This window comes from Sphingomonas sp. (assembly GCF_964263785.1).
GTDB lineage: Bacteria > Pseudomonadota > Alphaproteobacteria > Sphingomonadales > Sphingomonadaceae > Sphingomonas.
This window is the reverse complement of the sequence record NZ_CAXVWL010000043.1, coordinates 24,788-39,732: the sequence shown is the minus strand read 5'-3', so window position 1 is coordinate 39,732 and position 14,945 is coordinate 24,788. Positions and strand designations below refer to the sequence as shown.

Sequence of the window (14,945 nt, the reverse complement as noted above, 5' to 3'; positions counted from 1 at the left end):
CCCACCTTGTTCTTGCGGCTCATGCCGGCGATGTCGAGGGTCTCGGGGTTCTGGGCGGTGTGCGGATGCTCGGTGCCGGCGAAGATGCGGAGATTGCGCATCTGCTGGCGGCCGAGCGGCCCGCGCGGGATCATGCGCTCGACGGCCTTTTCCAGCACGCGCTCCGGGAAGCGGCCTTCCAGGATCTTGGCGGCGGTGACCTCCTTGATCCCGCCGGCATAGCCGGTGTGCTTGTAATAGACCTTCTTCTCCGCCTTGTTCGACGTGAAGCGGATCTTGCCGGCGTTGACCACGACGACGTTGTCGCCGCAGTCGACATGCGGGGTGAAGCTTGTCTTGTGCTTGCCGCGGAGCACGTTCGCGATGACCACCGCGGCGCGGCCGACGACGAGATTCTCGGCGTCGACGATGTGCCACTTCTTTTCCACCTCGTGCGGCTTGGCCGACTTGGTGGTCTTCATGAGCGCCTTCATGGGGCTGACCTTTCGGATTCAAAACGAGCGACGCCGCCCTTGTGGGACGGCGCGGACGGGCTGGCAATGGCGCGCAGACCCGCCAAAGTCAAGCAAACTGCGGGTTTGCTGACGGGTACTGAGATACCGGCGCTATCGCGCGCGGTCGCTGCCCAGTGCGTGGCCGGCGCAGACCGTGGCGATCAGCAGCAGCGCGGCATTGGCCTGATGCGCCACCGCCAGGTCGATCTGGACGCCCGACAGCAGCGTCGCGACGCCGAGCACGATCTGCAGGCCGACCAGCGCCACGACGACCATCGCGGTGCGCGGCGCGCTTTGCCATGCGCGCACCGCCAGCCAGACGAGCGCGCTCGCGGCGACGAAGGCGAACCAGCGGTGGATGAACTGGACGACCACCGGATTGTCGATCGCGTTGCGCCACGCCGGATCCGCCATCGGCACCCCCGCCGGGAACAGCGCATCGCCCATCAGCGGCCAGCTGGCGAAGGCATAGCCCGCGTCGAGCCCGGCGGTCAGCGCGCCGTAGAGCAGTTGCGCGAACAGCAGCGCCAACGCACCGATCGCGACCGGGCGCAGCCGCGCAGGCGGAGCCGAGCGGTCGTGATGAAGCGTCAGCAGGTCGAGTGCGGTCCAAACGATCCCGGCGAGGATCGTCAAGGCGGTCAGCAGGTGGACCGCCAAGCGAACGTGGCTGACATCGGTGCGCACCGACAGGCCCGAGGCGACCATCCACCAGCCGATCGCGCCCTGGAACCCGCCGAGCGCGAGCAGCGCACTCAGCCGCCAGCCATAGCCCTGGGGGATACGCCGCCGCATCGCGAACCATAGCAGCGGCAGCGCGAACGCCAGGCCGATGACGCGCCCCAGCACGCGGTGCAGGTATTCCCAGAAAAAGATCGCCTGAAACCCGGCGAGCGTCATGTTGGCGTTGATCTGGCGGTATTCGGGAATGCGTTTGTACTGCGCGAACTCCGCCTGCCACTGCGCCTCGTTCAACGGCGGGACGATGCCGGTGATCGGCTTCCATTCGGTGATAGATAGCCCGGAGTTGGTCAGCCGGGTGATGCCGCCGACGACGACCATCGCGACGATCAGCGCCGCGACCGCAAGGAGCCAGCGCGCGACGGCACGCGGGCGGGCAGGCGAGAGGAAAGCGGCGCTGGGTTGGAGCATACCCGTAGTTAGGCGTTCGCGCCGAGTTGCGCCAGCGCGGCGGCGTGATCGGAAAAGTTCTGGCCGTATCGTCTTTGGAAGTCGGTCAACTCGGGCTTCTCCGACCGTTTTGCGAACACATCGCCGTCTTGCAGGTCCACGCCAGGTATAGAGTAATAAGATATTGTATCTTGGTGCGTATCGGTCCATAGCGCGCTCGATGATCGTGCGCCACGGCCCCTCCCCCATCCTGGATCGAGTCGCGATCGCGCTTTCTGGGCTGTGCGTCGTTCATTGCCTGGCGACATCGGTGCTGCTCGCGTTGATGTCCGCAGCGGGCGGCATGCTGAGCAATCCGATCATCCACGAGGGGGGACTGGCGCTGGCGATCGCGCTGGGCGCGGTGGCGCTGGGGCGCGGTGCGCTGGTGCATCGGCGGCTGGCGCCATTGGTGACGGGCGCGGTCGGCATCGGCTTCATGGCGACGGCGCTTGCGATGCCGCATGGCGCGAGCGAGACCGCATGGACGATCGCCGGGGTCGCGTTGCTCGCCACCGCGCACGTGCTGAACCGCCGCGGTTGTGCAAGCATGCCGCGTCGATAGACCGCGGGAGATCCGCTCGCGGAAGCACGCCGATGTTCTGGAACGCCCTGCTGCCCGCGTCGGCTCCAGCGCCGGAACGGAGTTGACCGCACTCCCGTGCGGCCTACGGATGTGCGCATGAGCAGCGTCGCCGTCGAAGGCCTGGCCAAGAGTTTCGGCGCGGCGACCGCGCTCCACCCCACCGATCTGGCGATCGAGGACGGCGAATTCGTCGTCATCGTCGGCCCATCGGGGTGCGGCAAGTCGACGCTGCTGCGGCTGATCGCGGGCCTGGAGACCCCGAGCGCCGGCCGCGTCCTGATCGGCGGGCGCGACGTCACCGCGCTGGAGCCCGCCGCGCGCGGCATCGCAATGGTGTTCCAATCCTATGCGCTCTACCCGCATCTGAGCGTCGCCGAGAACATCGCGTTTCCGCTGCGCATGGCCAAGGTCGACAAGGAGGTGATCGCCGCCAAGGTTGCGGCGGTCGCCGAGCTGCTGGAGCTCGGCGCGCTGCTCGACCGGCGGCCGCGGGCGCTGTCGGGCGGGCAGCGGCAACGGGTGTCGATCGGCCGCGCAATCGTCCGCGATCCGGCGGTGCTGCTGCTCGACGAGCCGCTGTCGAACCTGGATGCCGGGTTGCGCGTGCGCATGCGGCACGAATTCGCACGGCTGCACCAGCGGCTCGGTGCGACGATGATCTACGTCACCCACGACCAGATCGAGGCGATGACGCTCGCCAACCGCATCGTCGTGATGGCGCACGGGCGGGTCGAGCAGGTCGGCGCGCCGCTCGATCTGTACGCCGCCCCCGCGACGATCCGGGTGGCGGAGGCGATCGGGTCGCCGGCGATGAACCTGCTGCCGGTGAGGATCGCACGCGCCGACGCGGCGGGGGCGGTCGTGACGCTGCCGGGTGGCGCCGAGACGCATGTCGCCGTCCACGTGCCGCCCACGGCGGTCGGTGCGGCTGCGACACTGGGCGTCCGCCCCGAGCATCTGCATCCCGATCCCGGCGGCCCGTTCGGCGGGCGGGTCGAGCTATTCGAGCGGCTCGGCCCGCTATCGTTCGCGCATCTGGGAGAAGCAGGCACGCTCGGCAGTATCGTCGCGCAATTGCCGAGCGACCGTCAGGTGACGCTCGGCGAAGCCTTGTGCTTCTCGGTCGCGGCGGTGAACGCGCATCTGTTCGCCGAAGACGGAGCCGCCTACCCCCGCCTCACCCCTTGACGCCGCCGCCGAGGACGCCACTGAAATAATAGCGCTGCAAGGCCAGGAACAGCAGCAACACCGGCGCGGTGGTGACGACCGCGCCCGCCATCATCAGCTCGGTATCGCGCGCATGCTCGCGCGCGATCGCGGCAAGCGCGACCGGGAGCGTGTAGAGCGACTGATCGGTGATCGCGATCAGCGGCCACAGGAAATCGCTCCAGCTCGCCAGGAAGGTGAACAGCGCCAGCGTCACCACGACGGGTGTCAGCAGCGGCAGCACGATGCCCGTGAAGATGCGCCATTCGCTGGCGCCGTCGACGCGTGCGGCATCGAGCATCTCGTCGGGGATCGCCAGCGTCGCCTGCCGTACGAACAGCACGCCGTAGACGCCCGCCAGCCCGGGCGCGAGCACGCCCGCATAGGTGTTCACCAGCCCTACCCATTTCAGCATCAGGAACAACGGCAGCATCGCCACCTGCGCCGGGACCACCGCCAGCGCGAGCAGCGCCTGGAGCAGCGCCGCGCGGCCGGTGAAGCGCAGCTTGGCAAAGGCGTATCCCGCAGGGACGGTCAGCGCGAGGCCGAGCAGCGTCGCCAGCGTCGCCAACGCCACGCTGTTGAGGATCGCGGGCCCGATCCGGTAGCTGGTCGATCCGCCGCTCGCATCGACATGCGCGAACAGCAGTTCGCGGTAGTTCGCCAGCGTCGCGTGGTCGGGCCAGAACGGTGGCGGAAAGGTCGTCGCTGCGCCCTTGGGCATCAGCGACACGTTGACCATCCACACCAGTGGCGCGGCGGTGACGAGCGCCAGCGCACCGACGGCGAGCGTGCGCACCAGCCCCTTCACAGCCATTCGTATCGCCTCCCCAGCCGCGCCTGTGCCGCGGTCAGCAGCAGGATGACGACGAACAGCAGCACCGCGACCGCCGACGCCATGCCCAGGTTCCACCAGGTGAACCCCTGATCGAACATGAAATACAGCAACGTCACCGTACTCTGCGCAGGGCCGCCGTGGGTCATCACATAGGGTTCGGTGAAGATCTGGAGGAAGTTGGCGACGCTCAGCACCGCGGCAAGCAGCAGCGCCGGGCCGATCGCGGGCAAGGTGACGTGGCGGAATCGCGACCACGCGCCTGCGCCGTCGAGCCGCGCGGCCTCCTGCAAATCCTGCGACACCGTCGACAGTGCGGCGACGAAGACCAGCATGTTGTAGCCGAACGCCTTCCACACGATGAAGATCAGCGTGGCGGGAATGCTGGTGCCTGGGTTCCCGAGCCAGTCGACCGGTGCGATGCCGGCGAGCGACAGCGCGTAGTTGAGCAGCCCGCTGCGCGCGTCGAGGACATAGCGCCACACCAAAGCCGTCGCGACCAATGTGGTGACATAGGGCGCGAACAGCAGCAGCCGCCACACCGGCTTCCACCGCACCGTCGCCGAACTGACGAGCAGCGCGGCGGCGAGCGATGTGCCGATCGCGGCGGGCACGCCGATCGCGGCGAACAGCGCGGTGTTGGCGACCGCATGCCAGAACAGCGGCGTGCGGACGAGCTCGGCGTAATTGCCGGCGCCGATGAAGCGCAGGTTGGCGAGGTCCGCGAGCGCGTAGATGTCGAAATCGGTGACGCTGAGCAGCAGCGCGCCCGCGGTCGGCACGACCAGCACCAGCAAGGTGGCGACGAGGACAGGCATCGTGAACGCGAGTCCCGCGCGGCCTTGGCGTGTCCCTTGCCGGCTCATGCCGCGCGTCCCCGGTCGAGCAGCCAGCGGCGCTTCTCCAGGATACGGTCGACGCGCTTGTCCATCTCGCGCGTCGCGGCGTCTACGCCGTATTCGCCGCGGACCATGTGTTCGGCGACCAGCTGGACCTCCGTCACGATCCGCTCCCATTCGGGCACCGCGGGCGGCGCGACGCTGTCCGCGATCTGCCTCGCGAAGAGGTCGGAGACCGGGTCGCCCGCCAGCCCGGGGCCGTTCCACGCGCTCGGGCGGGTCGGCAGGTCGCCGGTGATGCCGTACATCCGCTGCTGCGCCGCCGCGCCGCACAGATAGCCGACCAGCCGCCAGGCGCGCTCCGGGTCGCGGGCATTATGGCTGACCGCCAGGCAGGCGCCGCGCGCCAGCGCCGTTCCCGCGCCGGATGGCCCGGGCGTACCCGCCACCGCCCAGAGCTTGCGCGGGATGACGTTTTCGCGACGGCGCAGGTCGCCGATGGTCACCGCATCCGACGGCAGGATCGCGAACCAGCCGCGGCGGAACGCAATATAGGTGTCGCCTACCTCCGCACCGGTGATCCGCGGCGAGAAGCCAGCGGCATAGATCGACGCGTAGAAGGCGAGCGCGGCCCGGAACCCCGCCGAGGAAAAATTGCCCCGCGTATCGCGATCGCGCAGGAACGGCTCGCCGGTCTGCGCGGCGAAAGCGAACAGCGGCTCCGGCCAGTCGAGCAGGTGGAGCGTCGCGTAGCGATTGGGGTGACGGCGCTTGATCGCCTGCGCCATCCGCGTCCATTCGGCCCAGACCAGTGGCGGCGCGGCATAGCCGACCTCGGCCAGCAGATCGCGGCGGTAATATTGCACCCAGCTGTCCGCGGTCCACGGCACCGCCACCGCCCGCCCGTCGACCTGTACCGAGGCGAGCGCGCCCGGAAACTGGTCGGCGAGCAGCAACGAGTCCGCGGGCGGCGGCGCCAGCGCGCCGACCAGCGCCAGCTCGGGCAGCCAGGCGCTGTTGAGCATGGTCACGTCGGGAAGCGAATTGCCCGCGAAGCCGGTCAGCAGTTTCTCGTGCGCGCCGGTCCACGGCACCGTCTGTATATCGACATGGATGCCAGTCGCGCGCTCGAACGGCGGCAGCAGCAGCGGCGCGTTCTCGCCGGTCGTGCCCATCGCCCACCAGGTCAGCCCGCCATCGCGCCGCCCCCGTGCACAGGCCGCGAGCGAGGCGCCGGCGGCGAGGCCCAGCGCGGCGCGGCGCGTGATCAATGCCATGCTGTCGTGTCGCGCAACGGTGTCGCCGAGCCTCTCCTCAATTGATCCATAGGGTTCGAACGCTTGCGCCCCAAGCGCAAACCGAATCGCTCAGCACAACACAGGTTAGACGAGGGTCGAGAGAACGTGGCGGTGGCGCATCACTCGTCCGGCAATTGCAAGGCTTCGCGCAATTGCCGGTTGACGGAACGCCCCGTGTCGGTTGCACCGGGCGGCAAAGATCAGGGAGAAAACAATGTCTTTGGCCGCCCACCGCCCCCGCCTGCTCGCCGGCGCCGCGCTGCTGCTCGCGCCGGTCGCCGCGCATGCGCAGACTCCGCCACCCGCGGCGCAAACCGAAACGCCGGCAGCGGATGCGCAGCCCGACCAAGCCGCCGCGGCGTCGCCCGCCGAGGCGCAGGGCAACGAGGTGGTCGTCACCGGCTCGCGCATCGCCCGGCCGGAGTTCGCGGCGCCCAACCCGATCGTCTCGTTCAACGCCGCCGCGCTTCAGCAATCGGGCAACACCAACGTCACCACCTTCCTGCAACGCGTGCCCGCGCTGACCGGATCGCGCGACGTGACGCAGACCTCGGGCGGCAATGGCGTATCGAGCGGGCAGTTCGGCGTCGCCGGGCTGAACGAGCTCAATCTGCGCAATCTGGGCACCAACCGCACCTTGGTGCTGGTCAATGGCCGCCGCCATGTCGCGGGCGAAGCGAACAGTGCTGCGGTGGACATCAACAGCATTCCGACCGACCTGATCGAGCGCACCGACGTGCTGACCGGCGCGGTGTCGGCGGTCTATGGCGCCGACGGCGTCACCGGGGTCGTCAACTTCATCCTCAAGCGCGATTTCGAGGGCGTCGGCGCGCGCGCGCAGTTCGGCGTCTCGCAATATGGCGACGCCGCCAACCGCTTCGCCTCGGTCATCGCCGGCCACAATTTCGCCGATGGGCGCGCCAATGTGACATTGGCCTACGAATATAATTTCGACGCCCCGGTTGCGAACGACCAGCGCAAGTTTCTGCGCCAGGGCAATCGCAAGTTCCTGATCCCCAACGATGCGGACGCGAACGACGATCCCAACGTGCCCGACAACATCCTGGTCGGCGACCTGCGCTACCCCAACGAATCGCCGCTCGGCGCGGTGTTCGTCGGCGGTGAAGGAACGCCCAGTTTCGACGGACTGGGGCGGCCATACGATAACGGCACGCCGGCCGCTTATTATGCCACGGGCGGCGTGAACACGCCTGTTGCAGGCTTTTACCAGGGCGATCTGTTCCCGAAAACGGAACGCCACGACGTCAACCTGCTGACGCATTACGATTTCTCCGACGCATTCAAGCTGTCGCTGGAGGGCAAGTTCGTGCAGACCCGCGCCAGCAGCAACGGCGCGTATTTTGGAACCTATTTCCAGCCGATCGCGGTCGACAATCCGTTCGTGCCGACCGCGATCAGCAGCGCGGCGCGGGGCGCGGGGGCCGACACGCTGTACGTCAACCGCGACAACATCGACTATGGCCGGCAGGGGGAATCGAACCGGCGGCGCACCTATCGCGGCGTCGCCGACGTGTCGGGCCGCATCTCCGACCATGCGACCTATGATGCCTATTACGAATACGGTCGCACCGACGTGCAGATCACGCGCATCGGCGACCGGCTGGCCGATCGCTACACGCAGGCGCTCGACGCGGTCAGGGCTCCGGGCGGGCAGGTGGTTTGTCGAATCACGCTGACCGATCCGAACAGCGGCTGCGTGCCGATCAGCCTGTTCGGGGCAGGCCCGGCAACGGCGCAGCAGCTCGCCTATTTCCAGGTCAACGATCGAAGCGGCGCCCGCATCACGCAACAGGTCGCCAGCGCATCCTTGTCCGGCGACTTCGGCCAGTTCTTCGAGCTGCCGGGCGGGCCGATCCAATTCGCGTTCGGCGGGGAGTACCGGCGCGAGACAAGCCGCTTCCGCCCTAGCGACAATCTGATAAATGCGCGCTTCTTCCAATACGACGAACCATCGCTGGTGCTGCCGAGCAGCGGCAAGTTCGACGTCAAGGAGGCGTTCGGCGAGCTGAACGTGCCGCTTTTCAAAGACGTGGCATTCGCGCAAACGCTGTCGTTCGGCGCAGCGGGCCGTTACTCGGATTATTCCACCGTCGGCCACACGAAGACATGGCAGTTCAACGGCGTCTATGCGCCCGTGCGCGACGTGACGTTCCGCGGCTCGTATGGCCAGTCGGTGCGGGCACCCAACATCGGCGAACTGTTCCAGCCGCGTTTCACCAGCTCGAACTTCTTCACGGACCCCTGCACGCCGGCGCAGATCGGTAACGGGACCCAGTACCGCGTCGCGAACTGCACCGCGGCGTTGGCGGCGGTCGGCGCAACGTCCAGCACGGCGCTCCAGACCGTGAACTTCGTCACCGGCGTTCAGTCCGGCAACGCCGACCTGCGGGCGGAGAGGGCGCGGACCTGGACCGCGGGCATCGTCGTGCGTCCCAGTTTCCTGCGCGGCTTCACCGCGTCGGCCGACTGGTACGACATCCGCCTCAAGGACGCGATCAACCAGGTGACACCGTCCGACCTGGCCAATCTGTGCGTCGACCAGCCGACCACGGCCAACCCGTTCTGCGCTGCCATCACGCGCGCCGACGCTGGCTATCTCGCGGCCAACCCGGCTCTTGCCGGCCTTGGCTTCAAGGTCGGCTCCATCGTGAACTTCCGCGTCAGCCCGCAGAACGTCGCCAGCTTTCGAACGTCGGGGTTGGACATCAACCTCGACTATCTGCTGCGCACGGCGAGCGTCGGCACCTTCGATTTCCGGCTGGTCGGCGGCTATCTGAACCGGCTGGACTTCACCGGCATCATCGGCGCGCCCGTCACCGACAACCTTGATCAATCCGGGACCAACAAAGGTCCGCGCTGGAACGCCAACTTCTCACCAAGCTGGACGCTGGGTGGCTTCAACCTGAACTACAACCTGCGCTGGTTCGACGCGACGCTCGCCTTCGATCGCAATACGTTGGCGGCGAACCCGGATGTCGCGGCGGGGCGCTACATCCGCAACGACGCGCTCTGGCAGCACGACCTGCAGGCGCAATACCAGCTACCCGACGGCTTCGCCTTCTATGGCGGCGTCACCAACCTGACCGATCAGAAACCCGACCCGGCGAGCTTCGGCACCAACAATCCGATCTCGCCGCTCGGGCGTTTTTTCTACGTCGGCGTGAAGATCAGGCCCGAGCCCCGCTGACGCTTCTCTCCTTCGGACACCCGCATCTTGATCGAGGATAGCGACTGAGGTTAGGCAAGCGGATGAACACCCCGCATCCGCTTGCCTCCTTCGATTCGCCGCTGCCGGGGTACGATGTCGTCATCCCTTGCTACAATCGCGCCCACGTCGTTGCCGATGCGGTCAGGAGCGTGCTGCGGCAGGATCCAGCGCCCGAACGGGTGATCGTCGTCGATGACGGATCGACCGACGCCAGCGCCGCGGTGATCGCGGGTCTGGCGAACCGCTATCCGCGCGTCTCGGCGATCCTGCTGCCGCGCAACGGCGGCGCGTCGCACGCCCGCAACGCCGGGGCGGCATCGACCCGCGCGCCCTGGCTCGCCTTCCTCGACAGCGACGACGTCTGGTTGCCCGGCGCAGCGCGCGCGCTGCTGCGCGCCGGCGAGACGCGCGACGTCGATGTCGTCGTCGGCCATTTCGCCCGCGTCGAACCCGGCGAGCAGCCGGGCGGCCCCGAGTGCGGCTGGGACGGCGGCGATATCCGCGGCGCGCTCGCCACCGGCGGTGTGGTCGGGCCGAGCTGGTCGATGGTGCGGCGCGCGACGGTGTTCGGGGTCGGCGGCTTCGATCCGTCGTTTCACAATTGCAACGACTGGGACTTCTACGTGCGCGCCGGCGCTACGGGTGCGCGGTTCGCGCGCATCGACGACACCGTCGCGCTCTATCGCACCGTCATCGGCGCGCGGCTGGTCGCGGACGTCGAGATTGGCCGGGGCAACGCGGGTCGCATCCTGTCGCACCCTTATTGCGCGGCCCCGGCGAACTAGGCACCGCCCGCGCGTTGGAGCGGAGCGGATCGGCCGCCAGGATGCTCCCCATGCGCTATCTTACGGCCTTTGCCCTCGTCTCCCTCTCGGCCTGTGCGACTTCTCCCATGCCGGTCCCACCGCGCGGCGAAGCGGCCGGGCATCCGTTCGACCCGATCGCCTTCTTCGATGGGCATACGCAAGGGAACGGACGACTCAAGGCACTGATGTCGGGAATGCGAACGGTGCGTGTGTCGGGCGAAGGCAAGACCATCGACGGCACGTTGACGCTGGTCCAGCGCGTCGAGCAGGAAGGCAAGGCCGCGCGCACCCGCCGGTGGCACCTCCGGCAGGTGGCGCCGGGGCATTACGCGGGCGACTTGAGCGATGCCGCCGGACCCGTGACCGCCGACATATCGGGCAACCGCCTGCACATTCGCTTCAACGCCAAGGGCGGGTTCGCGGTCGAGCAGTGGCTGGTGCTCCAACCCGGCGGTCGAGCCGCGCAGAACCATCTCGTCGTGCGCAAGTTCGGCATTCGCGTGGCCGTCCTCGACGAGACGATCCGCAAGATCGACTGAGCCCGCTTTACGCGCGCCTTACGCTGCATCCGCTTTTTCACCGCGCGCGCTAACGCAGGTTGGGGGCACTCGCCGGGTCCGGTTCATCAAAGGCGGCCCCATGTCCTTCGACCTGATTCTCGGCGCGATCGTCGCTGCTATCGTCCTCGTCTATCTGCTCGCCGTGCTGGCGCAGCCAGAGCGGTATTGAGGTGGTGCAGGGCATGACACTGGCCGGATGGGGTATGATCCTCCTCTACACCGCGCTCTTCGTGGCGCTCGCCAAGCCCGCCGGGGCATGGCTCTATGCACTGTATGCCCGCGAGACGCTGCCGCTCGGCGGCGTCGAGCACGGCTTCTACAAGCTGGCGGGAATCGATCCGAAGGCGCAACAGGGCTGGCTCGGCTATGCGGTGTCGTTGCTGGTCTTCAACGTCGCGGGGATTGCGTTCCTGGTCCTGGTCCTCAAGCTCCAGGGCGCGCTGCCGCTCAACCCGCAAGGCTATGGTAGTGTCGAGACATTGCTCGCGCTCAACACCGCGGTCAGCTTCGTTACCAACACCAATTGGCAGAATTACGGCGGCGAGGCGACGATGTCGTATCTCAGCCAGATGCTCGGCTTCACGGTGCAGAACTTTCTCTCCGCTGCGACGGGAATCGCGGTTGCGTTCGCCTTCATCCGCGGCTTCGCGCGGCGCCAGGCAAGCGGTATCGGCAATTTCTGGGTCGATGTGACCCGGGTCACGCTCTACCTGCTGCTGCCCGCTTCGTTCGTGCTGGCGCTCGTTTACGTCGCGCTCGGCGTGCCGCAGACCTTCGGTGCATCGGTCGCCGCGACGACGATGGAGGGTGCGCAGCAGCTGATCGCGGTCGGGCCCGTCGCGTCGCAGCTCGCGATCAAGATGCTCGGCACCAACGGCGGCGGCTTCTTCAACGCCAATTCCGCGCACCCGTTCGAAAACCCGTCCGCGCTGGTCAACTTCATCCAGATGCTGTCGATCTTCGTGCTCGGCGCAGGCCTGACGCTGACCTTCGGCAAGGCGGTCGGCAACATGCGCCAGGGCTGGACCTTGCTGGCGGCGATGGTCGTCATCTTTCTGATGGGCGTCGCTGTCACCTATTGGGCAGAGGCCGCGGGCAATCCGATCCACCATGCGCTGGGCCTTGTCGGCGGCAACATGGAGGGCAAGGAGGTGCGCTTCGGCATCGCCGCGACCGCGCTGTTCGCGGTCGTCACCACCGCTGCCTCGTGCGGCGCGGTGATCGGCATGCACGACAGTTTCATGCCGCTCGGCGGGCTGGTGACGATGTTCAACATCCAGCTGGGCGAGATCGTGATCGGCGGGGTCGGCTCGGGCTTTTACGGCATGCTGATCTACGCGATTCTCGCGGTGTTCATCGCCGGGCTGATGGTCGGGCGCACGCCCGAATACGTGGGCAAGAAGATCGAGGCGCGCGAGATGAAGCTGGCGGTGATCGCCATCGCCATCCTGCCGCTGATGATCCTGGGGCTGACCGCGATCGCCACCGTCACGTCCGCGGGACTTGCCGGGCCGCTCGCCAAGGGTCCGCACGGATTCAGCGAGATCCTCTATGCCTTCTCCAGCGCGGTCGGGAACAATGGATCGGCGTTCGGCGGGCTGACCGGCAACACGCCGTTCTACAACCTGCTGCTCGCGCTCGGCATGTTCGTCGGCCGCTTCGGGGTGATCGTGCCGGTGCTGGCGATCGCCGGCGGGCTCGCGGCCAAGCGCCACGTGCCGCCCGGCGCCGGGTCCTTCCCGACCACGGGCCTGCTGTGGATCGGCCTGCTGGTCGCGATCATCCTGATCGTCGGCGGCCTGACCTTCCTGCCTGCCCTCGCGCTCGGGCCGATCGCCGACCAGGCGCAGGTCGCCGCCGGCACCCTTCTTTGAGAGACGACACCATGTCCGAGCAAACCTCTCTGTTCACCGGGCCGCTGATGGCAGGTGCCGCGCGCGACGCGGTCGTCAAGCTCGATCCGCGCGTGTTGATCCGTAACCCGGTGATGTTCGTGACCGCGACCGTCGCGGCGCTCTCCACCGTGCTGCTTGCGAAAGGACTCGCGACCGGCACCGGCAACCCGGCATTCGAGGCGCAACTGGTGTTCTGGTTGTGGCTGACCGTGCTGTTCGGCAACTTCGCCGAGGCACTCGCCGAAGGCCGCGGCAAGGCGCAGGCCGCAAGCCTGCGTGCGACCAAGGCAGAACTTCGCGCCAAGCTGCTGACCGGGGTCGGCGACACGTGGGAGATGGTCAACGCCGGCCGCCTGGCCGTCGGCGACGTCGCGCTGGTCGAGACCGGCGACCTGATCCCGGCGGACGGCGAGGTCGTCGCGGGCGTCGCCAGCGTCAACGAAGCCGCGATCACCGGCGAGAGCGCGCCGGTGATCCGCGAGGCGGGCGGCGACCGATCGGCGGTGACCGCGGGCACTCGCGTCATCTCCGACAGCATCAAGGTGCGCGTCACCGCCGCGGCTGGGCAGGGCTTCCTCGACCGAATGATCGCGCTGGTCGAGGGCGCGAGCCGCCAGAAGACCCCCAACGAGGTCGCGCTGACGATCCTGCTGGCGGGCCTTACCTTGATCTTCCTTATCGCGGTCGGCACCCTGCCCGCCTTCGCCTCCTATGCTGGCGGCGCACTTGCGGTTCCGGTGCTGGTGGCGCTGTTCGTGACGCTGATCCCGACCACGATCTCCGCGCTGCTCTCGGCCATCGGCATTGCGGGGATGGACCGGCTGGTCCGCTTCAACGTGCTGGCCAAGTCGGGCCGTGCGGTCGAGGCGGCGGGCGATATCGACACGCTGCTGCTCGACAAGACCGGCACGATCACCATCGGCGACCGTCAGGCGACCGCGTTCCTGCCGGTTGCCGGGGTTCAGCCGGCCGAGCTGATCGCGGCGGCGCGGCTCGCCAGCCTTGCGGACGAGACCCCCGAGGGGCGGTCGGTCGTCGTGCTCGCCGGAGAAGGCGAGGCGATGCCCGATCATGCCGAGCCGATCAAGTTCACCTCGCAGACCCGCGTTAGCGGCTTACAGATCGGCGAGCGCAGCCTGATAAAGGGAGCGGTCGACGCGGTGCTGAACCGGCTGAGCAATGCCGCCGACCCGACCGCCACCGCCGCCTTGCGCAAGATCTCGGACGACATCGCCCGCTCCGGCGGCACCCCGTTGGCGGTGGCGGACGGCGCGCGGCTGCTCGGCGTCGTCCACCTCAAGGATATCGTCAAGGCGGGCATTCGCGAACGCTTCGGCGAACTGCGCCGGATGGGCATCCGCACGGTGATGATCACCGGCGACAACCCGCTGACCGCCGCCAGCATCGCCGCCGAGAGCGGGGTCGACGATTTCCTCGCCGAAGCGACGCCCGAGGACAAGCTGGCGCTGATCCGCAAGGAGCAGGAGGGCGGCAAGCTGGTCGCAATGTGCGGAGACGGCACCAATGACGCGCCCGCGCTCGCGCAGTCCGATGTCGGCGTGGCCATGAACACCGGCACCCAGGCGGCGCGCGAGGCGGGCAACATGGTCGACCTCGACAGCGATCCGACCAAGCTGATCGAGATCGTCGGGCTGGGCAAGCAGTTGCTGATGACCCGCGGTGCGCTGACGACCTTCTCTATCTCGAACGACGTCGCCAAGTATTTCGCCATTCTGCCCGCAATCTTCGTCGTCCTCTATCCGGGCCTCGGCGTGCTCAACGTCATGCGGCTCGGCAGCCCGGAAAGTGCGATCCTGTCGGCGATCATCTTCAACGCGCTCATCATCCCCGCGCTCGTACCGTTGGCGCTCAAGGGCGTGAAATACCGCCCGGCGCCCGCGGGCACGCTGCTGGCGCGCAACCTGACGGTCTACGGCCTGGGCGGCCTGGTCGCGCCGTTCGTCGGTATCAAGATCATCGACCTGGCCGTCACCGGCCTCCACCTCGCCTAGCAAGATGGCGATACA

14 protein-coding genes are annotated in these 14,945 nt (G+C 67.9%); 8 read left to right on the top strand and 6 right to left on the bottom strand.

Features of this window, described 5'->3' with window-relative positions:
- From rplM to ACE5C1_RS05660, 3 genes are all read right to left on the bottom strand, one after another.
- The coding region (rplM, locus tag ACE5C1_RS05670; RefSeq protein ID WP_374943087.1) for a 50S ribosomal protein L13 at positions 1–473 on the bottom strand (473 nt) is incomplete at its 3' end.
- 132 nt (positions 474–605) lie between these two features.
- On the bottom strand, positions 606–1,646 hold the full coding sequence (locus ACE5C1_RS05665) for a COX15/CtaA family protein (RefSeq protein WP_374943086.1): 1,041 nt from the start codon (positions 1,644–1,646) through the stop codon (positions 606–608).
- An 8-nt stretch (positions 1,647–1,654) separates the two neighbouring features.
- Positions 1,655–1,786, bottom strand: a complete 132-nt coding sequence (locus ACE5C1_RS05660; protein ID WP_374943085.1) for a hypothetical protein — start codon at positions 1,784–1,786, stop codon at positions 1,655–1,657.
- Between the two features lie 59 nt (positions 1,787–1,845).
- Between ACE5C1_RS05660 and ACE5C1_RS05655 the strand changes: the two genes are divergently transcribed.
- Together ACE5C1_RS05655 and ACE5C1_RS05650 are read left to right on the top strand one after the other, a co-directional pair.
- The gene (locus ACE5C1_RS05655; protein ID WP_374943084.1) at positions 1,846–2,229 is read left to right on the top strand and encodes a MerC domain-containing protein; all 384 of its coding nucleotides are present in this window, start codon (positions 1,846–1,848) and stop codon (positions 2,227–2,229) included.
- 117 nt (positions 2,230–2,346) lie between these two features.
- Positions 2,347–3,438 (top strand): ABC transporter ATP-binding protein, encoded by a 1,092-nt coding sequence (locus ACE5C1_RS05650; protein WP_374943083.1) that lies wholly within the window; start codon positions 2,347–2,349, stop codon positions 3,436–3,438.
- On the opposite strand, the gene ACE5C1_RS05645 is transcribed toward ACE5C1_RS05650, so the two are convergent.
- Genes ACE5C1_RS05645 through ACE5C1_RS05635 form a run of 3 tightly spaced genes read right to left on the bottom strand, consistent with a single transcriptional unit; the run spans position 3,428 to position 6,407 of the window.
- Positions 3,428–4,273, bottom strand: coding sequence for a carbohydrate ABC transporter permease (locus ACE5C1_RS05645; protein WP_374943082.1), 846 nt, complete (start codon positions 4,271–4,273; stop codon positions 3,428–3,430). The genes ACE5C1_RS05650 and ACE5C1_RS05645 overlap by 11 nt on opposite strands.
- Positions 4,264–5,109 (bottom strand): carbohydrate ABC transporter permease, encoded by an 846-nt coding sequence (locus ACE5C1_RS05640; protein WP_374943081.1) that lies wholly within the window; start codon positions 5,107–5,109, stop codon positions 4,264–4,266. The genes ACE5C1_RS05645 and ACE5C1_RS05640 overlap by 10 nt, the downstream gene beginning before the upstream one ends.
- A gap of 44 nt (positions 5,110–5,153) precedes the next feature.
- On the bottom strand, positions 5,154–6,407 hold the full coding sequence (locus ACE5C1_RS05635; protein ID WP_374943080.1) for an extracellular solute-binding protein: 1,254 nt from the start codon (positions 6,405–6,407) through the stop codon (positions 5,154–5,156).
- Positions 6,408–6,642: 235 nt separating this feature from the next.
- Here ACE5C1_RS05635 and ACE5C1_RS05630 point away from each other — a divergent pair, with 235 nt between their 5' ends.
- The 6 genes from ACE5C1_RS05630 to kdpB all read left to right on the top strand — a co-directional run bounded on the left by ACE5C1_RS05630 (position 6,643) and on the right by kdpB (position 14,930).
- Positions 6,643–9,636, top strand: a complete 2,994-nt coding sequence (locus tag ACE5C1_RS05630) for a TonB-dependent receptor plug domain-containing protein (protein WP_374943079.1) — start codon at positions 6,643–6,645, stop codon at positions 9,634–9,636.
- A gap of 62 nt (positions 9,637–9,698) precedes the next feature.
- Positions 9,699–10,442: a glycosyltransferase family 2 protein gene (locus ACE5C1_RS05625; protein WP_374943078.1), complete on the top strand. Its 744-nt coding sequence runs from the start codon at positions 9,699–9,701 to the stop codon at positions 10,440–10,442.
- 107 nt (positions 10,443–10,549) lie between these two features.
- Positions 10,550–11,002 (top strand): DUF3833 family protein, encoded by a 453-nt coding sequence (locus ACE5C1_RS05620; RefSeq protein ID WP_374943077.1) that lies wholly within the window; start codon positions 10,550–10,552, stop codon positions 11,000–11,002.
- 100 nt (positions 11,003–11,102) lie between these two features.
- Positions 11,103–11,192 (top strand): potassium-transporting ATPase subunit F, encoded by a 90-nt coding sequence (locus tag ACE5C1_RS05615; protein WP_331043521.1) that lies wholly within the window; start codon positions 11,103–11,105, stop codon positions 11,190–11,192.
- A 13-nt stretch (positions 11,193–11,205) separates the two neighbouring features.
- Positions 11,206–12,897 (top strand): potassium-transporting ATPase subunit KdpA, encoded by a 1,692-nt coding sequence (gene kdpA, locus ACE5C1_RS05610; RefSeq protein ID WP_374943076.1) that lies wholly within the window; start codon positions 11,206–11,208, stop codon positions 12,895–12,897.
- Positions 12,898–12,908: 11 nt separating this feature from the next.
- Positions 12,909–14,930: a potassium-transporting ATPase subunit KdpB gene (kdpB, locus tag ACE5C1_RS05605; RefSeq protein WP_374943075.1), complete on the top strand. Its 2,022-nt coding sequence runs from the start codon at positions 12,909–12,911 to the stop codon at positions 14,928–14,930.
- Positions 14,931–14,945: the final 15 nt, after the last annotated feature.